16 protein-coding genes are annotated in these 19,102 nt (G+C 63.8%); all 16 read left to right on the top strand.

The window, feature by feature from the left end; all coding sequences use genetic code 11:
* Positions 1-7 precede the first annotated feature (7 nt).
* The 16 genes from modD to QZY01_RS20460 all read left to right on the top strand — a co-directional run bounded on the left by modD (position 8) and on the right by QZY01_RS20460 (position 18,957).
* The gene (gene modD / locus QZY01_RS20535) at positions 8-856 is read left to right on the top strand and encodes a ModD protein (RefSeq protein ID WP_294540939.1); all 849 of its coding nucleotides are present in this window, start codon (positions 8-10) and stop codon (positions 854-856) included.
* Between the two features lie 341 nt (positions 857-1,197).
* Entirely contained in the window at positions 1,198-3,036 is a 1,839-nt protein-coding gene (gene nifA / locus QZY01_RS20530) for a nif-specific transcriptional activator NifA (RefSeq protein ID WP_294540937.1), read from the top strand.
* Positions 3,037-3,107: 71 nt separating this feature from the next.
* Positions 3,108-3,866: a 4Fe4S-binding leucine-rich repeat protein gene (locus QZY01_RS20525; protein WP_294540935.1), complete on the top strand. Its 759-nt coding sequence runs from the start codon at positions 3,108-3,110 to the stop codon at positions 3,864-3,866.
* A gap of 237 nt (positions 3,867-4,103) precedes the next feature.
* Entirely contained in the window at positions 4,104-4,955 is an 852-nt protein-coding gene (locus tag QZY01_RS20520; protein WP_294540933.1) for an electron transfer flavoprotein subunit beta/FixA family protein, read from the top strand.
* 121 nt (positions 4,956-5,076) lie between these two features.
* A complete protein-coding gene (locus QZY01_RS20515) occupies positions 5,077-6,189 on the top strand; it encodes an electron transfer flavoprotein subunit alpha/FixB family protein (protein WP_294540900.1) in 1,113 nt (370 codons plus the stop codon).
* A 69-nt stretch (positions 6,190-6,258) separates the two neighbouring features.
* Complete coding sequence (locus QZY01_RS20510) at positions 6,259-7,563, top strand: FAD-dependent oxidoreductase (RefSeq protein ID WP_294540898.1); 1,305 nt, start codon at positions 6,259-6,261, stop codon at positions 7,561-7,563.
* Between the two features lie 128 nt (positions 7,564-7,691).
* Entirely contained in the window at positions 7,692-7,991 is a 300-nt protein-coding gene (locus tag QZY01_RS20505; RefSeq protein WP_294540896.1) for a ferredoxin family protein, read from the top strand.
* Between the two features lie 123 nt (positions 7,992-8,114).
* Positions 8,115-9,419, top strand: a complete 1,305-nt coding sequence (locus QZY01_RS20500) for an FAD-dependent oxidoreductase (protein ID WP_294540894.1) — start codon at positions 8,115-8,117, stop codon at positions 9,417-9,419.
* 76 nt (positions 9,420-9,495) lie between these two features.
* Positions 9,496-9,795 carry a ferredoxin family protein gene (locus QZY01_RS20495; protein ID WP_294540892.1) on the top strand — a complete coding sequence of 100 codons (300 nt, stop codon included), beginning with the start codon at positions 9,496-9,498 and terminating at the stop codon, positions 9,793-9,795.
* A gap of 146 nt (positions 9,796-9,941) precedes the next feature.
* A complete protein-coding gene (locus QZY01_RS20490) occupies positions 9,942-13,082 on the top strand; it encodes an efflux RND transporter permease subunit (protein WP_294540890.1) in 3,141 nt (1,046 codons plus the stop codon).
* Positions 13,079-14,281, top strand: coding sequence for an efflux RND transporter periplasmic adaptor subunit (locus tag QZY01_RS20485; RefSeq protein WP_294540888.1), 1,203 nt, complete (start codon positions 13,079-13,081; stop codon positions 14,279-14,281). Before QZY01_RS20490 ends, QZY01_RS20485 begins: the two co-directional genes overlap by 4 nt.
* 143 nt (positions 14,282-14,424) lie before the next feature.
* A complete protein-coding gene (locus QZY01_RS20480) occupies positions 14,425-15,330 on the top strand; it encodes a cation diffusion facilitator family transporter (protein WP_294540886.1) in 906 nt (301 codons plus the stop codon).
* 95 nt (positions 15,331-15,425) lie between these two features.
* Positions 15,426-15,647, top strand: a complete 222-nt coding sequence (locus tag QZY01_RS20475) for a hypothetical protein (RefSeq protein WP_294540883.1) — start codon at positions 15,426-15,428, stop codon at positions 15,645-15,647.
* 61 nt (positions 15,648-15,708) lie between these two features.
* Positions 15,709-15,888, top strand: a complete 180-nt coding sequence (locus tag QZY01_RS20470; RefSeq protein ID WP_294540881.1) for a hypothetical protein — start codon at positions 15,709-15,711, stop codon at positions 15,886-15,888.
* On the top strand, positions 15,888-16,910 hold the full coding sequence (locus QZY01_RS20465; protein ID WP_294540879.1) for a PHB depolymerase family esterase: 1,023 nt from the start codon (positions 15,888-15,890) through the stop codon (positions 16,908-16,910). The genes QZY01_RS20470 and QZY01_RS20465 overlap by 1 nt, the downstream gene beginning before the upstream one ends.
* 40 nt (positions 16,911-16,950) lie before the next feature.
* Complete coding sequence (locus QZY01_RS20460) at positions 16,951-18,957, top strand: NAD-binding protein (protein ID WP_294540877.1); 2,007 nt, start codon at positions 16,951-16,953, stop codon at positions 18,955-18,957.
* The last annotated feature ends 145 nt before the right edge of the window (positions 18,958-19,102 follow it).

The following is a 19,102-nucleotide window of genomic DNA, read 5'->3' as shown; positions in this document are numbered from 1 at the left end:
CCTCCCCATGCCGATCCGGATTTCGCGCGAAAAACTCGAGCGCCTGCTGTTCGACGACGCACCCCATGGCGATCTGACCACCGACCTGCTGGGCCTTGCCGCGCGGCCCGGCGCCATCGCGTTTTCGGCGCGCGGCGACATGGTTGTGGCGCTGGCGAACGAGGCTGCGACGATTTTGGAGATGGCCGGCGCGCGGGTGGAAATATTTTGCGAAGACGGCCAAAGGCTGGCGGCGGGCGCGCCGATCCTGCGGGCAAATGGCCCGGCCGGCGCGCTGTTGCGCGGCTGGAAGGTCGCGCAGACGCTGATCGAAATCTGGTCGGGCGTCGCCACCGCCACGCGCGACATCGTCGACGCCGCGCGCAGCGTCGCGCCGGGCGTCTGCGTCGCCTGCACGCGCAAGAACACGCCGGGGGTCAAGGATTTCTCCGTCGCCGCGATTCGCGCCGGCGGCGCGGTCATGCATCGGCTCGGCCTGTCGGAAACCATACTGGTCTTCCCCGAACATCTCGCCTTCACCGCCGGCGTCCCGCTGGAGGAGATCGCCGCGCGGCTGCGCAGCCAAGCCCCGGAAAAGAAGCTGGTGATCGAGGCCTGCGGCCTCGACGAGGCGATAAGCGCGGCCGAAGCGGGCTTCGAGGTGATCCAGGCGGAAAAATTCACGCCCGAGGATATCGCGCGTCTGAAACAACGGCTCCGAGGAATGGCGAAACCACTGGCGATCGCCGCCGCGGGCGGGATCAACAGCGGCAACGCCGCCGATTACGCGCGGGCCGGCGCCGATATTCTCGTCACCTCCGCGCCCTATGCCGCCGCGCCGCGCGACGTCGGCGTCCGACTGGTCGCGGAAGGCTGAAACCGCCGGAGCGCGTTCGGACAACCGGAATCCGCGTCGCGCGAAAACGCTGTCGCCGACCAGGCCGACCGACACCGTTGCCGTTTTTGAACGATTCAAAAAGAGCAAGATTTTTGTTCATATTGCGACAAAATTGAGCGGATGGCGCAGGTTTTGCTCGTTTTTTGACGTATGCAAGACCCCGAACCGCGCCTATCCTGAGAAAATGGCGACAGGTGTTGTAACGCTTGCAACAATGCCGGCCGGGCACGAATGTGACGCCTTCCGTTCGTGACGCCGCTTTTATGGACTGAGGAGAAGACGATCATTCGGGAATACGCCAATTGATCGGGAGCCGAGCGATGGCCTCAACGGACAAAATTCTCTTCGAGCCCGCCTACAAAGACGTTGCGCTGGCGGGCGTCTATGAAATCTCCAAAATCCTGACCGGAGCGCAGTCGCTGGAGCGTACGCTCGGCGCCGTCATCGCCGTGCTGTCGTCTTTCATGCAGATGCGGCGCGGCTTCATCCTTGCCCTCGACGCCGACGGCGAACCGGAAATCACCGCCTCCTCGGATTCCTCCGACACGTCGAGCGGCGCCAAGACGCTGCTGCCGCAGAAGGTCATCGACCATATCGTAGCCACCGGCGTGCCGCTGGTGATCGAGGATATTTCGAGCCACCAATATTTCACCGGCACCGCCTATCGACATCTGCTGCCGCCGATGACCAAGGTGAGTTTCCTCGGCGTGCCGATCAAGGTCGACGGAGTCGCCAAGGGCACGCTGACGGTGGACCGCGAATGGAGCGGCAAGCTCGATTTCCGGCTCGAAGACGACGTGCGCCTGTTGACCATGGTCGCCAATCTGGTCGGCCAGGCGATGCGGATGCACGGATTGATCGCACGCGATCGCGACCGCCTGATCAAGGAACAGCATCGCCTCGAAAAAGCGCTGACCGAATCGCGGCCGCAGAGCCAGCAGACCCCGCGCGGAAAATCCGATTTCATCATCGGCGAAAGCCCGGCGATCCGGATGCTGCTGCAACGCGTCGAGATCGCGGCGCGCTCCAACGCCACCGTGCTGCTGCGCGGGGAAACCGGCACCGGCAAGGAACTGTTCGCCCGCGCCATCCATGAAAATTCGCCGCGCGCCAAGAACGCCTTCGTCAAGGTCAATTGCGCCGCCCTGCCCGAAAGCGTGATCGAATCCGAATTGTTCGGCCACGAGAAGGGCTCGTTCACCGGCGCGGTCAACCAGCGCATCGGTCGTTTCGAACTGGCCAATGGCGGCACGCTTTTCCTCGACGAAATCGGCGAGATATCCTCTTCGTTCCAGGCCAAGCTGTTGCGCGTCCTGCAGGAAGGCGAGTTCGAGCGCGTCGGCGGAACGAAGACGATCAAAGTCGATGTGCGCATCGTTTGCGCCACCAATCGCAATCTCGAAGAGGCGGTGTCGCGCGGCGATTTCCGCGCCGACCTTTATTATCGCATCAATGTCGTCACTCTGATCACGCCGCCGCTGCGCGAACGGCCCGGCGACATCCGGATTCTGGCGAATCGATTCCTCGAAACCTTTTCGAAGGAAAACGGCATCGAACATTCCTTCTCCGGCAAGGCGCTCGAGGTGCTGGCGCATTGCGCCTTCCCCGGCAATGTGCGCGAACTGGAGAATTGCGTCCAGCGCACGGCGACTCTTGCCGCTGGTGACGAAATCGTCGAATCCGATCTGGCCTGCTGGCAGGGCTGCTGCCTGTCGGCGACGTTGTGGAAGGGCCATAACGGCCTGACCGGCGTCCATCCGCATCCGCAGGCGCAACCGACTCTGCCGCCGATCGTCGCCATTCCGGTCAAAGCGGCGCCAAACCCGGCTCCGGCGCCCGCGCCGGTCGCGGCGTCGCCGCCTGCGGCGCCTGTCGATTTCGTCGCGTCCTCGTTTCCGGCCGAGGCCCTGTCAGGCGCCTTGGGCGGCCCTTGCGCCGATCATGCGCTGGAGGCGATGGAGCGAGGCCTGCCGCATGAATGTCCCTCGCCCGATCATTGTCCGGTGGTTCATCCCGGCAAGAGCGAACGCGAAAGGCTGATCGAGGCGCTCGACAAAACCGGCTGGGTGCAGGCCAAGGCGGCCCGCCTGCTCGGCCTCACGCCGCGCCAGATCGGCTACGCCTTGCGCAAGCAGAACATCGACATCAAGAAATTCTGAGGCGTTCGGGCTCCGCGTGGTTGGCGCGCCCTTTGCTTCGCTCTGGCGCGAATTCTCGCGCGAGGGCCGGAATGGCGCAGACCGACGAAACCGAAGCGGCGACGGACTGGACCGGACGCCCATTCTCCTGCCAGGATTGTCCGCATAAGGAATTGCGCGCCGGCGGTCGCTGCGTTCTCGGGCGCATTTGCGTGCGCGACAAGCGCTCGAAGCGCATCGACGCATTTTTCGCCAAAAACCCCGAACAATCCGGCGCCTATGTCGATCACCTGTACTTCGAGGTGCGCGCGCTGGCGGCCAAATACGCCAGTCCGTTCCAGATTGTCCGATTGATGAGCGATCGCGAGCCGGAAGTGCGCGCCATGGCAGCCATGCGCCTTCCGATCGCCCGCGTCCGGGAAATGCGCCTCGACCGCGACAGCGCCGTGCGCGTCGCCTGCGCGCTGAGGCTCGAAGGCGCCGATCTCGTCGCCATGGCCAATGACGAGAGCGAAAGGGTCCGCTACACCGTCGCGCGGCGGCTCGATCCCGCGTTGCTGCCGATGATGATCGGCGACAGCGACCCGACCATCCGACGTCTGGTCGCCGGGCGCCTGCCGCCGGAGCGGCTGTTTGCGCTGATTCACGACGAGGACCCGCTGGTGCGCCGCGAAGCCGCCGAGCGCATCGCCCCGGACGCGCTCGGGCGCCTGCTTGGCGATCCGGACCTGCGCGTGCGCTTTGTCGTCGCCGATCGCGCGCCGCGCGACATCGCCGTGCAATTGCTCGCCGACGAGGACGCGGAAGTTTCCGCAAGGGCGCGGGAGCGGATGGACGAAACGGCGAAATGAACCGCCGCCGGACAAAAAGGCCGCTTTGCGCAACCTCACGTCCAACAACTTCTGTAGCATTGCCGACAGGCTGGTTTCGCCCCGTCTCCGCCGCAAAACCAGGCGCCGCCGCTAACGCCTGTATTTCAACATGTTACGCATGAAAAAGCGGGTTGGTACGGAGCTTGCGAAACTCTTCCCGACGTGGGGAACCGTCCAAACGAACAGAGCGGTTGTTCCCGCCGGAGGCAAAAAAAAATGCATTTTGTCGTTTGCATCAAACAGGTTCCGGATTCGGCGCAGATTCGCGTCCATCCCGTGACCAACACGATCATGCGCCAGGGCGTGCCGACCATCATCAATCCCTACGACCTGTTTTCGCTCGAAGAGGCGCTTCGCTTGCGCGACAAGGTCGGCGGCGAAGTCACCATCCTGACCATGGGCCCGCCGATGGCCTCCGATTCGCTGCGCAAGGCGCTGACCATCGGCGCCGACCGCGCCGTGCTGCTGACCGACCGCTTCTTCGCCGGCTCCGACACGCTTGCCACTTCCTATGCGCTGGCTCAGGCCCTGCGCAAGATCGGCGAAACCTTCGGACCCGTGGACATTGTCTTCGCCGGCAAGCAGACCATCGACGGCGACACCGCCCAGGTCGGTCCCGGCGTCGCCAAGCGCCTTGACCTGTTGCAGCTGACCTATGTCTCGGCGATTGTCGAACTCGACGGCGAAAGCCGCAGCATCAAGCTGGAGCGCCGCTCCGAAGGCGGCGTGCAGGTGCTGCAATCGAAGCTGCCCTGCATGATCACCATGCTCGAAGGCTCCAACGTCGTTCGGCGCGGCCGCATCGACGACGCCCTACGCGCGGCGCGCGCCGAGATCGTCACCTGGAGCGCCAAGGACGCCGGCATCGAAGATCTGGCGCTGTGCGGCCTGCGCGGCTCGCCGACCGTCGTCAAGCGCGTGTTCGCGCCGGCGGCGCGCGCGGAAAAGGCGGCCCAGGTGGAGATCGCTCCGACACAGGCCGAAACCGCCGAAACCCTGATCGCGGCGATCTTCGCCAAGGCGCCGGCGATCGAGTCCGATCTGACCAAACTCGCCGCTGGGTTCTAGACGAGCAAGACGCACCGCCGCCTGGAGCCTGAACAGGCTCTCGTTTCTTGTTTTTAGCGTTTTCTTCAAGCGAGCCGGCAAAACCTTCGCTTGAAAACGCCTTGATGTTGAGGATGAGAAGATGAGCGATCCAAAACCCGCGCCCGCGCCGCAGCAAGGCGGCAGCCGCGCGACGATGAAAAAGGAACTGCCGGAGAAATACCGCGACCACAAGCACGTCTGGGTGTTCATCGAGATGGAGCGCGGCGTGGTTCATCCGGTGTCGTTCGAACTGCTCGGCGAGGGCCGCAAGCTGGCCGACCAGCTCGGCGTCGAACTCGCCGGCGTGGTGATGGGCGCTCCGGGCGAAGCCGTTAACAACGCGGCGCGCGAAACCTTCGCCTATGGCGCCGATGTCGTCTATCTCGTCGAAGACGCGGTGCTCGCCGATTATCGCAACGAGCCCTATTCCAAGGGTCTGACCCAGCTGGTCAATACCCACAAGCCGGAAATCCTGCTGCTCGGCGCGACGACGCTCGGCCGCGATCTCGCCGGCTCCGTCGCCACGACCTTGCTGACCGGCCTCACCGCCGACTGCACCGAATTGCGGGTGGACGACGACAAGTCGCTCGCGGCGACGCGCCCGACCTTTGGCGGTTCGCTGCTGTGCACGATCTACACGCTCAACTATCGCCCGCAAATGGCGACCGTGCGCCCGCGCGTGATGCCGATGCCGGAGCGCCAGGAAGGCCGCGAGGGCCGCATCGTGCCCTTCAAGATGGATCTGGCCGAATCCGACATCATCACCAAGATCCTGAGCTTCATGCCGGACCGCGATTCCAACAAGTCCAACCTGTCCTTCGCCGATGTGGTGGTGGCGGGCGGCATGGGATTGCAGAGCCCGGAAAACTTCCAGCTGGTGAAAAACCTCGCCGCCGTGCTCGGCGCGGAATTCGGCGCCTCGCGTCCGCTGATCCAGAAGGGCTGGGTGACCTCCGACCGCCAGATCGGCCAGACGGGCAAGACCATCCGTCCGAAACTCTATATCGCCGCCGGTATTTCCGGCGCGATCCAGCATCGCGTCGGCGTCGAGGGCGCCGATATGATCGTAGCGATCAATACCGACAAGAACGCGCCGATCTTCGACTTCGCGCATATCGGCGTCGTCACCGACGCCATGCGCTTCCTGCCGGCCCTGACCGAAGCGTTCCGCCTGCGCATTTCGCCCCACGCCAACGACCGGCTCGCCGGCTGAGCATCGCTGAATCGCATATTCTCATCCGAAAACTCTGCAAAACTCGCGAATATGCCTGAGGAGACGTCAATGATCGACGAAAAGTTCGACGCAATTGTCATAGGAGCCGGAATGGCGGGCAACGCCGCAGCCTATACGATGGCTTCGCGCGGTCTCAAGGTGCTGCAACTCGAACGCGGCGAATATCCGGGTTCGAAAAACGTCCAGGGCGGCATTCTCTATGCCGACATGCTCGAAAAGATCATTCCGGAATTTCGTGGCGAGGCGCCGCTCGAGCGCCGCCTGATCGAACAGCGCTTCTGGTTCATGACCGACAAGGCGCATACCGGAATGCACTACCGCAACGACGATTTCAACGAGGAGCGCCCCAACCGCTACACCATCATCCGCTCGCAGTTCGACCGCTGGTTCTCCAGGCAGGCCCAGGAAAAAGGCGCGATTCTGCTGTGCGAGACCACCGCGATCGAATTGATCCGCGACGGCTATGGCAAGGTGATCGGCGTGCGCACCGACCGCTCCGGCGGCCCGGTGCATGCCGATGTCGTGGTGCTGGCGGAAGGCGTCAACGGCCTGCTCGGGACTCGCGCCGAACTGCGGCCGCGCCCCGCCGCCGAACACGTGGCGCTGGCGGTCAAGGAAATGCATTTCCTGCCCGCCGAAACCATCGAGTCGCGGTTCAATCTCAAGGCCGACGAAGGCGCGGTGATCGAAGCCGCCGGAACCATTTCCAACGGCATGGCCGGCATGGGCTTCATCTACACCAACAAGGAAAGCATCTCGGTCGGCATGGGCTGCCTGGTGTCGGATTTCGCCGAAAACTCCGTCTCGCCGGCGCAATTGCTCGATACTTTCAAGAAACACCCCTCGGTGGCGCCGCTGATCGCCGGCTCCGAGGTCAAGGAATATGCCGCCCATCTCATTCCCGAAGGCGGGTTCAAGGCCGTGCCGCAATTGTTTGGCGATGGCTGGGTGATCTGCGGCGACGCCGGGCAACTCAACAACGCCGTCCACCGCGAGGGCTCGAACCTCGCCATGACTTCCGGCCGGATGGCCGGAGAAGCGATCTTCCAGATCAAGTCGCGGCGCGAGACGATGACCAAGGCCAATCTCGCGCTCTACAAGAAAATGCTCGACGAAAGCTTTGTGATGAAGGACCTGCGCAAGCACAAGGACATGCCGGCGCTGCTCCACAACCAGGCGTCCAATCTGTTCCTCACCTATCCGGAGCTGATTTCCAAGGCGATGGAAAACTTTGTCCGCGTCGACGGCAAACCGAAGATCGACAAGGAAAAGGACACGGTTCGCAATTTCCGGAAGGCGCGTGGTTTCGGACTGATCGGCGACGCCATCCGCATCGCTCGCGCCTGGCGGTAAGTCAAGGCCTCGTCGCCCTGCTTGGCGCCGATCTTGCGTTAGATAGACGAATGTAGCGCCGGCGGAGAAAAACAGACAATCCGCCGTTGCTCAGGACAGTCTTTGGCGAATACATCGGAGGTTTTCATATGGGCATCGAAGCGCAGTTCCAGAAGGTTGAAGAAAAGCTCTTCCAGAATCGCTATCTGGTCGATTCCGGCCAGCCGCATATCAAAGTCATGCCGCATGACAAGCCGTCGAAAAATCTTCTGGCAATGACCCATCTCTGTCCCGCCGGCTGCTATTCGCAGGCGGAAAATGGCCAGGTCGAACTGACCGCCGACGGCTGCCTCGAATGCGGCACCTGCCGCATCCTGTGCGAACCCGCCGGCGAAATCACCTGGGAATATCCGCGCGGCGGATACGGCATTCTGTTCAAATTCGGCTGAGGCGAAGCATCCCGGCCAGCCAAGCAGATCGCTCGGAAAACTTCCGGTCGGTCGAAAACCTCGCCAAGATATTCTCATCAGAAAAGTCATCCACTTTTCGGGAATATGACTGAGGAGGCGGCAATGATCGAAGAAAAATTCGATGCGATCGTCATCGGCGCAGGCATGGCGGGCAACGCCGCAGCCTATACGATGGCCTCACGCGGCCTCAAGGTGCTGCAACTCGAACGCGGCGAATATCCGGGTTCGAAAAACGTCCAGGGCGGCATTCTCTACGCCGACATGCTGGAAAAGATCATTCCGGAATTTCGCGACGAGGCGCCGCTCGAGCGCCGCCTGATCGAACAGCGCTTCTGGTTCATGACCGATAAGGCGCATACCGGAATGCACTACCGGAACGATGATTTCAACGAAGAGCGCCCCAACCGCTACACCATCATCCGCTCGCAGTTCGACCGCTGGTTCTCGCGGCAGGCCCAGGAAAAAGGCGCCATTCTGCTGTGTGAGACCACCGCGCTGGAATTGATCCGCGACGGCCACGACAAGGTGATCGGCGTGCGCACCGACCGCTCCGGCGGCGCGATCCATGCCGATGTCGTGGTGCTGGCGGAAGGCGTCAACGGCCTGCTCGGCGCCCGCGCCGAACTGCGGTCGGTCCCCGCCGCCGACCATGTGGCGCTGGCGGTCAAGGAAATGCATTTCCTCCCCGCCGAAACCATCGAAGCGCGGTTCAATCTCAAGGCCGACCAGGGTCTGGTGATCGAAGCCGCCGGCACCATTTCCCATGGCATGACCGGCATGGGTTTCATCTACACCAACAAGGAAAGCATTTCGGTCGGCATCGGCTGTATCGTCGCGGATTTCGCCAAGAACGGCATCACGCCGACGCAATTGCTCGATAATTTCAAGAAACATCCCTCGGTGGCGCCGCTGATCGCCGGCTCCGAGGTCAAGGAATATGCCGCCCATCTCATTCCCGAAGGCGGCTTCAAGGCCGTGCCGCAATTGTTCGGCGACGGCTGGGTGATCTGCGGCGACGCCGGACAATTCAACAACGCCGTCCACAAGGAGGGCTCGAACCTCGCCATGACCTCCGGACGGTTGGCCGCCGAGGCGATCTTCCAGATCAAGTCGCGGCGCGAGCCGATGACCAAGGCCAATCTTGCGCTCTACAAGAAAATGCTCGACGACAGTTTCGTGATGAAAGACCTGCGCAAATACAAGGACATGCCGGCGCTGCTCCACAACTCGGCGGCCAATCTGTTCCTCACCTATCCCGAGCTCGTCTCCAAGGCGATGGAAAACTTCGTCCGCGTCGACGGCAAGACCAAGATCGAGAAGGAAAAGGACACGATTCGCAACTTCCGCAAGGCGCGCGGTTTTGGACTGATCGGCGACGCCATCCGCCTCGCCCGCGCCTGGCGGTGAAGATCATTCGCCCCTTTCCTTCCCGCGAACCAAACTCCGCCTCGTTCGAAAACGACTTTTGACCAAGGGAGACAGCATGGGTATCGAACCGCAATTCCAGAAGGTCGAAGAAAAACTGTTCCAGAATCGCTATCTGGTCGATTCCGGCCAGCCGCACATCAAGGTCATGCCGCATGACAAGCCGTCGAAAAATCTTCTGGCCATGACCCATCTCTGTCCCGCCGGCTGCTATTCGCAGGCGGAAAATGGCCAGGTCGAATTGACCGCCGACGGCTGCCTCGAATGTGGCACCTGCCGCATCCTGTGCGAGCCCGCAGGCGAAATCACCTGGGAATATCCGCGCGGCGGATACGGCATCCTGTTCAAGTTCGGCTGAGGCGGCAAGACCCGTTTTGCGCGCCCGCAATGTGATTTTTTTCCATCCGCCTGCGGTAAAACTGTTATAAGCCGATCATTCTCGTAGACTTCGCTTGGGCGCGCCCCGTGGCGCGAAAGCGAAACGAAAATGGTCAAGATCGCCGCATGTGGATTGTCAGCATAGCGCTGAAGCGCCCCTACACGTTCATCGTCATGGCGCTGATGATCGTGCTGGCGACGCCTTACATGCTGCTGACCATGGCGACCGACATCCTGCCGGACATCAACATCCCGGTCATCAGCGTCATCTGGAACTACAGCGGCCTGTCGGCGCAGGAGATGGGGGCGCGCATCACCGGGCCGGCCGAACGCATCCTGACCACCACCGTCAACGACATCGAACACGTCGAATCGCAATCCTATAACAGCGTCGCGATCATAAAGATCTTCTTCCAGCCCGGCGCGAACATCGCCGCCGCCATAGCCCAGACCGCCGCGAGCGAGCAGGTGATGCTCAAGAGCCTGCCGCCCGGGACGACGCCGCCGCTCATCATCACCTATTCCGCTTCCGCCATTCCGGTGACGCAACTGGCGCTGTCCAGCACGACCCTGCCGGAACAGACGGTGTTCGACAACGCCTTCAACGTGTTTCGTCCGCCGCTGGTCACCATTCCCGGCGTCGCCATTCCCTTCCCCTTCGGCGGCAAGCAGCGCCTGATCTCGGTCGATCTCGACACGTCGGCGCTGCTGGCGCGCGGCCTGTCGCCGCTCGACGTGGTCAATGCGATCGGCGCCCAGAACCTGATCTTGCCCTCGGGAACCGCGAAAATGGGCCCGACCGAATTCATCGTCGGCGTCAACGGCGCGCCGGAGACGGTCGAGGGGCTCAACAATCTGCCGGTGCGCACGGTCAATGGCGCGGTGACCTATCTGCGCGAGGTCGCCCATGTGCGCGACGGCTTCTCGCCCCAGACCAATATCGTCCGGCTCGACGGGGCGCGCGGCGTGCTGATGTCGGTCATCAAGGCCGGCTCGGCCTCGACGCTGCGCATCGTCGAGACCCTCAACGAAACCCTGCCCAGGGCGCAAAAGCTGATCCCGCCGGAAATCGACGTGCGCGCGCTGTTCGACCAGTCGGTCTATGTGCGCGCCGCCATTTCCGGCGTGCTGCGCGAGGCGGCGATCGCCGCGGGCCTTACCGCGGCGCTGATCCTGCTGTTCCTCGGCAACTGGCGTGCAACGCTGATCATCGCGGTTTCGATCCCGCTGTCGATCCTGACTTCGCTTTTGGTGCTGCAGGCCATCGGCCAGACCATCAATATCATGACGCTCGGCGGCCTGGCGCTGGCGGTGGGCATTCTCGTCGATGACGCCACGGTGACGATCGAAAACATCGAGCGCCACCTGCACCTCGGCGGGAGCCTTTACGATTCGATCTATGAAGGCGCGGGCGAAATCGCGCTCCCGGCGCTGGTCTCGACGCTGTGCATCTGCATTGTTTTCACGCCGATGTTCTTTCTGACCGGCGTGTCGCGGTTCCTGTTCGTGCCGCTGGCCGAGGCGGTGGTTTTCGCCATGCTCGCCTCCTATATCCTCTCGCGCACGCTGGTTCCGACCATGGCCCTGCTGCTGCTGCGCCTTCCCGGCGCGCAAACGGCGCCGGGAAATGTGTTTGCCCGCATCCATCACGCCTTCAACATCGGTTTCGAGAAGTTTCGCGGCCTCTATATCGTTCTGCTCAGCCTGCTGCTGACCCGCAGAAAAGCGGTCTGCGCCTCGTTCCTGACTTTCTGGCTGGCTTCGCTCGGACTGTTTTTCCTGCTCGGTCAGGATTTCTTCCCCTCCGTCGATGCGACCGCGATCAGGCTGCACATGCGCGCGCCGACCGGGATGCGCATCGAAGAGACCGCGCGGCTCGCCGACGAGGTCGACCAATATATCCGAACGCAGATTCCCGCCGACCAACTGGCGACCATCGTCGATAATATCGGCCTGCCCTATTCGGGCATCAATCTGTCCTACAGCAACGCCGGAACCATCGGGACCCTGGACGCCGAGATCATGATCGCGCTGACGCCGGACCATCGCCCGTCGCAAGGCTTCATCTCCGCCCTGCGCAAAGGTCTGCCGGAGCAATTTCCTGGCGTCGAGTTCTTCTTCCAGCCGGCCGATATCGTCACGCAGATCCTCAATTTCGGCCAGCCGGCGGCGGTCAATGTGCAGATCGTCGGCTCGGACACGCGCAAGAGCTTCACCCTCGCCTCACAGCTCCTGCGCGAAATTCAAAAGGTCCCCGGCGCGGTTGACGCCCATATCCTGCAAAGGCTCGACCAGCCAAGTCTGCGCATCGTCATGGACCGCACCCGGCTGCAGCAGGTCAATCTCAACGCCAACAGCCTGGCGCAAAACCTGCTGATCTCGCTTTCCGGAAGCAGCCAGACCACCCCGACCTTCTGGCTCAGCCCGCAGAACGGCATTACCTACAGCGTTTCGACGCAAACCCCACAATATCGCGTCAATACGGTCGATGACCTGCTGCGCACGCCGGTCAACGCCGGAACCGGCCAGCGGCCGCAATTGCTCGGCAATCTGGCGACCGTGCAACCTGGGTCGGAAAATGCGCTGGTGTCGCGTTTCAACCTGCGTCCCGCCATCGACATTTATGTCAGCGTCGAAGGCCGCGACCTCGGCGGGGCCGCCGCAGACATCCAAAAAATCGTCGACGAAGCGCAGCCCAATCTGCCGCGCGGCACTGAAATCGCGCTGCGCGGACAGGCGGCGACGATGAAAAGCTCCTATATCGGCCTCGCCATTGGCGTTCTGGTCGCGATTGTGCTGGTCTATCTCTTGATCGTCGTAAATTTCCAGTCGCTGCTCGATCCGCTCATCATCGTCAGTGCGCTGCCCGCCGCGCTGGCAGGCATCGGATGGATGCTCTACCTCACCGGCACGCCGCTCTCGGTCCCGGCGCTGACCGGCGCCATCATGACCACCGGCGTCGCGACGGCCAATTCGATTTTGCTGGTGTCCTTCGCCCGCGAGCGGCTGGCGCATGGCGAACCGCCGCTCTCGGCTGCGCTCGAGGCCGGCGCCACCCGCATTCGACCCGTGCTGATGACCGCCTTCGCGATGATCGTCGGCATGATCCCGATGGCGCTCGGCCTTGGCGAAGGCGCCGAGCAAAACGCGCCGCTCGGCCGCGCGGTGATCGGCGGCCTGATTTTCGCCACCTTCTCGACTTTGCTGTTCGTGCCGCTGGTGTTCGCCGGAGCCCATTCCACCCGGCACAGGAGAGCCGCGCCGTGACGAAAGAAAACCATGCTTCCCTTGGCCTGACCAGCGACGATGGGCATATGCATCTCCCGAGGCGCGGCGCGGTCTGGCGCGCCGCGAAGATCGTCGCGCTGATCTTCGCCGCCCTGCTGGCCGCCGGCGCCCTCCGCGTCATTCTTGCGCGCGGCGCGGCCAAGGCGGCGCTCAAGGAACAGGCCGAGCAGGGTCAGAAAATCTTCGTCGCCACGGTCAACCCGACGCCGACCAAAAGCGCCGGCGCGCTCACCCTGCCGGCGACTCTGCGCGGCGACAACGAGACCCAGATCTACGCCCGGGTCAGCGGCTATGTGCGCTCGTTTTTGGTCGATATCGGCGCCAAGGTGCGGAAAGGGCAGGTTCTGGCCGAACTGGATACGCCGGAACTCGACCAGCAGGTCGCCCAGGCCGCCGCCCAACTCGAAAACGCCAAGGCCAATACGGTGCTCGCAGATGCCGCGCTCAAGCGCTGGAAATTGCTGTTCGCGCAGAATTCGGTGGCGCGGCAGGACCTCGACACCAAGCAGAACGCCTATGACACCGCCGTCGCCTTGCAGAACTCCGCCGGCGCCTATCTCAAGCAATTGCAGGAAACCAGCGCCTTCAAACATGTGATGGCCCCGTTCGACGGGGTCATCACGGCGCGCAACGTCGATGTCGGCAATCTGATTACCGCCGGCGGCGCGGGCTCGGCTTTGTTCGGCATGGCCCGTCCCGATCCGCTGCGCGTGGCCATCGACGTCCCTCAGGCCTATTCCCTCGGCGTCAAGGTCGGCGACGAGGTCGTCGTGACCCAGGCAGAATTGCCCGGACAGACGTTTTTGGGCCAGATCTCGCGCATCGCCGGCGCCATCGACACGGCGACGCGCGCCCAGCGCGTCGAACTGGCCTTGCCCAATCCCGATGGCCGGCTGACGCCGGGCGCCTATGTCCAGGTGACGCTTCCGCTGACGCCGAAGGGACCCTTGTCGATCCCGGCCAACACCCTTTTGTTTCGCGCCGAAGGGCCGAGCGTGGCGGTGGTGGACGCGGAGGGGATCGCCCGGCTGCGCCCGGTCGCGGTGGTCAACGATCTCGGCGCGACGCTCGAAATTTCCCAGGGCGTCGCTCTCGCGGACCGCATCGTCGTCAATCCGCCGGATTCGCTCGTTGACGGCGCCAAGGTCACGCCGCGTGCGGAGCCCGCCCGCCCTTGACTTGAAAATCGTCTCGAATTTGACTGGCCCGGACTCCCGGCCAGCTTCATTTGCCGCTGGGCGCCGATGCGTTCTATAGGAAGGGAGCTTCCAGCCCGCCGGACAGCGATGGCCGGGCTCGGCGCCATTCACAAGGCCAGCTCATGAACCTATCGCGGAAAGTCGCCTTCGGCAGCCTCGCGGTCAGCCTCGCCGTCGTCTCGATCAAGGGCTTCGCCTACCAGCTGACCGGCTCCGTGGCGCTGTTCTCCGACGCGCTGGAGAGCATCATCAACGTGGCGACCGCCATTGCGGCGGTCATCGCCATCCGCTATGCGCAGCAGCCGCCGGACCCGCAGCACCCCTATGGCCACCACAAGGCCGAATATCTCTCGGCGGTCCTCGTCGGGGCGCTGATCTTCGTCGCCGGCGCCACCATTCTGCACGAGGCGTATCACGGTTTCCTCTATCCCGAACCGATCGACGCGCCGCTGCTCGGCGTGGCGGTCAGCAGCATAGCCACCGTCCTCAACGTCATCTGGAGCTATGTGCTGATCCACACCGGCCGCAAACAGCGCTCGCCGGCGCTGGTCTCCGACGGCAAGCATCTGCTTGCGGACGTGGTGACGTCGCTCGGCGTCGTCGTCGGCGTCGGCCTGGTGATCGCGACCGGCGTCCAGCAGCTCGATTCGGTCGTGGCGGCGCTGGTCGCCGTCCATGTATTGTGGAGCGGCTGGGAAGTGATCCACGAAAATTCCGGCGGATTGCTCGACGCCGCCCCGCCGGAAGTGGAACTCAAGCAGATCAACGAAATCATTGCCGCCCATGCGGTCGATGCGATCGAATTCCACGACGTGCGCGCCCGCAATGCCGGCAGCGCCACTTTCATCGACTTCCATCTCGTCGTCCCCGGCGCCATGTCGGTGGCGCAGTCGCACGCCATCTGCGACCGGCTGGAAGCCGCGCTCAAGGACCAGTTGCACGAACCCATCGTGTCCATTCACGTCGAGCCGGAGGACAAGGCGGAGCATGGCGGCGCGCGGACGCAGGAAAGACAGCCGGCCCGCTGACGCGAAATTTCGCGCGGCGCAGGAATTGCGCGGCGTCACCCGAAATTCGCGCAATTCATGCTATACTCCCTCATTCGATTCTGAAGAGGTTTCTCATGGCAGACTGGGTTGTCGTCTATCGGACATCATTGGGCGTCAGGGAAACGCGCTCGCCGAGCGCCCCGACCGAGCGCAGAGCCCTTGCGCAGGCCCGCACCCTGCACATGCAGGGCTGCGAAATCTTGCGCATCAAGGGCCCCGGCGACAGCGAGGTTTCGGAAAAGCGGCTCAATCTCTGGATCGCCAATGGCCGCGACCTGCTCGATCTGGCCGAGTGACTCCAGACAGCCGGCCCCGGAAACCGCGATGTCCAAATGCCCGACCCTAAAGAACCCGCTCATGAGCCTCTGGCTCAGCGGCGCCAACAAGGTCTCCGGGACCGGCCGGGGGCTATGGCTCGCCGCCGCGCGCCAGCAGCAGGCGGCGGCCATCCGCGAGGCCGGCAAAATGGCGGCTTCGTTCTGGACCGGCGCGCTCAAGACGCCATCGTCGCGCAAACGGGGCAAAAGCCCGAAATAATGGCCCGCGCCCCGAAGCGAAAATCGGCCCGTTCGGCGCTCGCCCCGGCTTTGTGGGCCGCCAAGGCCTGGATGCCGGTTTTCCGCGCGATGGCCGCGCCGAATTTTTTCGCGCCGGGCGACGCCGGCCGCGTGGTCGAGGTCGCCAATTTCGGCGCCAATCCCGGCGCCTTGCGGATGTTCGTCTATGCGCCCGCGAAAAAAAAGCTGGCCCCGGGCGCGCCGCTGATCGTGGTGCTGCATGGCTGCGGCCAGGACGCGGCGATGTTCGCCCGCAACTCCGGCTGGATCGCGCTCGCCGAGCGCCTTGGCGCGGCGCTGCTTCTGCCCGAGCAGACCGCCAGGAACAGCGCCGGGCGCTGTTTCAACTGGTACCAGCCCGGCGACGTGCGCCGGGGCGCCGGCGAGGCCAAATCGATCCGCCAGATGGTTCGCGCCGCCGCAGCGCGCTTCCGGTCCGACCCGCGACGGGTTTATATCGTCGGGCTTTCGGCCGGCGGGGCGATGGCGGCAGCGTTGCTGGCGGCCTATCCGACGGTTTTCGCCGGCGGCGGCGTGGTCGCGGGAATGCCGGTCGGCGCCGCCTTTGGGGGCGCCTCGGCCTTGCTGCGCATGCATCGGGCCGACCGCTTCACCACCCGCGCCCTGCTCGCCGACGCCGCGCTCCGCGCCGCGCCGCCGACGGTCCGGCCCCGCGTCTGGCCGAAAATCTCGATCTGGCAGGGCGGGCGCGACCGCACCGTCGATCCGCGCAACGCCGAGGCTTTGGCGGCGCAATGGACCGCCTTGCAGGGGTTTGACGATTCGGCCGGCGTCGAGACCGAACCGAGGCCCGGCATCAGGCGCCGCGTCTGGAGCACGAAGCGGGGCGCCGTCGTCGAATTCTGGGCCCTCGCGGACATGGGCCACGGATTTCCCGTCGATTCGAGCACTTCCGAGGGCGGGCGGAGCGGTTTCTGCGTGCTCGACGTCGGCTGGTCCGCGGCGCGCCATATGGCGCAATTCTGGGGAATCGATTCCTGAGCCCTGCGAGGGATGTCACCGCCAAGAGAAGATTCCCGCGATGCCGAACGCGCCCTACCCCAGCCCAAGAAATCACTCCGAAGACTTTCTGGTCTGCGGCCTCGGGCGATTGGGGCAGGAATGCGTCGCCGTGCTCAAGGCCTTCGGCGTTCGCGTGATCGGCGTCGATCTGGCCGCCGAAACCGGGCTGGACCCCGCGTTGTCGGGCCTCATCGACGCGTTTTACGCCGGCGATTGCGGCCATGCGGAGGTGCTCAAAAAGGCCGGCGTCCGCAATTGTCGCGCCGTGCTGCTGGTCACCGGCGACGAGCGCAATAATATCGCCGCCGCCTTCATCGCCCGTTCGCTCAACCCGCGCGTCCGGCTCATCATCCGTTCGGCGCAGGAAAACCTCAATGCGCTGCTGCGCCAGCAATTGGGAAATCTGGTGGCTTTCGAGCCGTCGCAATTTTCCGCCGGCGCCTTCGCCCTGGTCTCGCTTGGGGATCGGACCCAGGCTTTTTTCGAGGTCGAGGGGATCAAGGTGCGAGTCGGGCGCGTCGTCGTCGAGGCCGGCAATTTGCGCATGCTCGGACGGCGGGTGTTCGAACTGGCCCATGCCGAGCGGCGCATTTTCAGCGTCACCGCCGCCGACCATCCGGTCGGCGATTTCTTCTTCGCGGTCAACCCGGACAAGGAAATCGTCGAGGGCGACGTCCTGACCTTTTTCGAGAGCGGCGAATTGCTGCCCGGCGAAGGCGCGCTTTCGCCGCACCGGGGAAAGCATGAGCCCGGACCCACACTTTCGGCGCGGTTCTCGACATCGCTGCTCGAAGCCCGACGCCTGCTCGGCGCCATCGAGATTCCGCGCGTCGCTTCGATCTCCTTCGTCATCATGCTTGCGCTCTCGTTGACGACCTTCCTTTATTATCGGGCTGAAAACCCCGACATCTCGACGCTCGACGCCATCAACATCGCCATCGTGTTGTCGATCGGCGGCTTCGACAATGTGTTCGGCGCCATAAAGGTGCCGTTTCCGATCTCGGACCGGCTTTACGCCTTTTCGGTGCTGATCCACGTCTGCAGCACGGTGTTTCTCGGCGTCGTCTTCGCCACCCTGACGGAAAGGCTGTTGAGCTCTCGGCTGCAGATCGCGCGGCGCCGGCCGGCGGCCCCCTCGGGCGGACATACCATCGTCATCGGCATGGGCGACATCGGCCAGAGGATCGCCGATATCCTTCGCCAATGGCGCCGGCCGACGGTCGGCGTCTCGCAGGAGCCCCTGCCCGAGGATGTCCTGTCCGACATGCCGATTTTTTTCGGCCCATTGCGCGAGGCTCTGGCGCGGGCCAATGTCGAGACCGCGAAAAGCGTCGTCGCGGTGATGGACGACCAGGTCGCCAATCTCGAAGTCAGCCTGCTGGCGCGCTCGCTCAACCCGGAATGCACCATCGTGTTCCGCACCGCCGACCAGGAACTGGCGCGCAATGTCGCCTCGCTGTTGTCCTCCTCCACCGGCCTCAGCGATTACGCCATCGCCGCCGAGGCCATCGCCGGCGCCGCCTTCGGCGAAAACATCCTGAGCGCCTTCCATCTCGACGACCGTTCGACGCTCGTCACCGAATATATTGTCCGCGCGGGCGACACATTGATCGGCCGAAACCTGTCGGAAATCGCCTTCGGCTATGGGGTCGCGCCGATGATTCACCAGCGCGGCGACCTGAAGCGCTTCATTCCCTCCGACGACATTGTGCTGGAGGAAGGCGACATCGTCGTCGTGCTGGCCACCGTCGATGGACTTCGCCGCGTCGAAGGCGGCCTGCGCGCTGCGCCGGAATGGCGCCTCGCCATCGATTCCGCGCCATCGGAGGCGACCAAATTCGAGGCCGCCAACATGATCTCCCGCATTTCGGGATGCGATCTGACCAAGGCGCGCGCCGCGATGCAGCGCCTTCCCTCGCTGTTGGAAAAGCCGCTCTACCAGCCGCAGGGCTCGCGGCTGGTGCGCGATCTGCGCAAGCTTCTGGTGATGGCCCACCTCGAACGCGACGGGCCCGATCTGTTCTGAGTCGCGGATACGTCGTCAACCAAAGTTAGATTGATTCTAAACTGTCGCCGCAGTCTGGACAGGCGCCCGAAAACCGCTAAACCGAATTTACTGTGAAATATCTCCCATCGCTCCCGCTTTTTCCGGCAAGCGACCAAGGTGGTCA

It is taken from the genome of uncultured Rhodoblastus sp., from assembly GCF_903903185.1.
Taxonomy (GTDB): domain Bacteria; phylum Pseudomonadota; class Alphaproteobacteria; order Rhizobiales; family Beijerinckiaceae; genus Rhodoblastus.
Note: the sequence above shows the minus strand (reverse complement) of the source record. Positions and strands in the feature narration are given on the sequence as shown.

Bases quoted from the DNA above. Each gene is read 5' to 3' on its own strand.
- modD (WP_294540939.1), top strand. From the start codon at position 8: ATGCCGATCCGGATTTCGCGCGAAAAACTCGAGCGCCTGCTGTTCGAC.
- nifA (WP_294540937.1), top strand. From the start codon at position 1,198: ATGGCCTCAACGGACAAAATTCTCTTCGAGCCCGCCTACAAAGACGTT.
- QZY01_RS20525 (WP_294540935.1), top strand. From the start codon at position 3,108: ATGGCGCAGACCGACGAAACCGAAGCGGCGACGGACTGGACCGGACGC.
- QZY01_RS20520 (WP_294540933.1), top strand. From the start codon at position 4,104: ATGCATTTTGTCGTTTGCATCAAACAGGTTCCGGATTCGGCGCAGATT.
- QZY01_RS20515 (WP_294540900.1), top strand. From the start codon at position 5,077: ATGAGCGATCCAAAACCCGCGCCCGCGCCGCAGCAAGGCGGCAGCCGC.
- QZY01_RS20510 (WP_294540898.1), top strand. From the start codon at position 6,259: ATGATCGACGAAAAGTTCGACGCAATTGTCATAGGAGCCGGAATGGCG.
- QZY01_RS20505 (WP_294540896.1), top strand. From the start codon at position 7,692: ATGGGCATCGAAGCGCAGTTCCAGAAGGTTGAAGAAAAGCTCTTCCAG.
- QZY01_RS20500 (WP_294540894.1), top strand. From the start codon at position 8,115: ATGATCGAAGAAAAATTCGATGCGATCGTCATCGGCGCAGGCATGGCG.
- QZY01_RS20495 (WP_294540892.1), top strand. From the start codon at position 9,496: ATGGGTATCGAACCGCAATTCCAGAAGGTCGAAGAAAAACTGTTCCAG.
- QZY01_RS20490 (WP_294540890.1), top strand. From the start codon at position 9,942: ATGTGGATTGTCAGCATAGCGCTGAAGCGCCCCTACACGTTCATCGTC.
- QZY01_RS20480 (WP_294540886.1), top strand. From the start codon at position 14,425: ATGAACCTATCGCGGAAAGTCGCCTTCGGCAGCCTCGCGGTCAGCCTC.
- QZY01_RS20475 (WP_294540883.1), top strand. From the start codon at position 15,426: ATGGCAGACTGGGTTGTCGTCTATCGGACATCATTGGGCGTCAGGGAA.
- QZY01_RS20470 (WP_294540881.1), top strand. From the start codon at position 15,709: ATGAGCCTCTGGCTCAGCGGCGCCAACAAGGTCTCCGGGACCGGCCGG.
- QZY01_RS20465 (WP_294540879.1), top strand. From the start codon at position 15,888: ATGGCCCGCGCCCCGAAGCGAAAATCGGCCCGTTCGGCGCTCGCCCCG.
- QZY01_RS20460 (WP_294540877.1), top strand. From the start codon at position 16,951: ATGCCGAACGCGCCCTACCCCAGCCCAAGAAATCACTCCGAAGACTTT.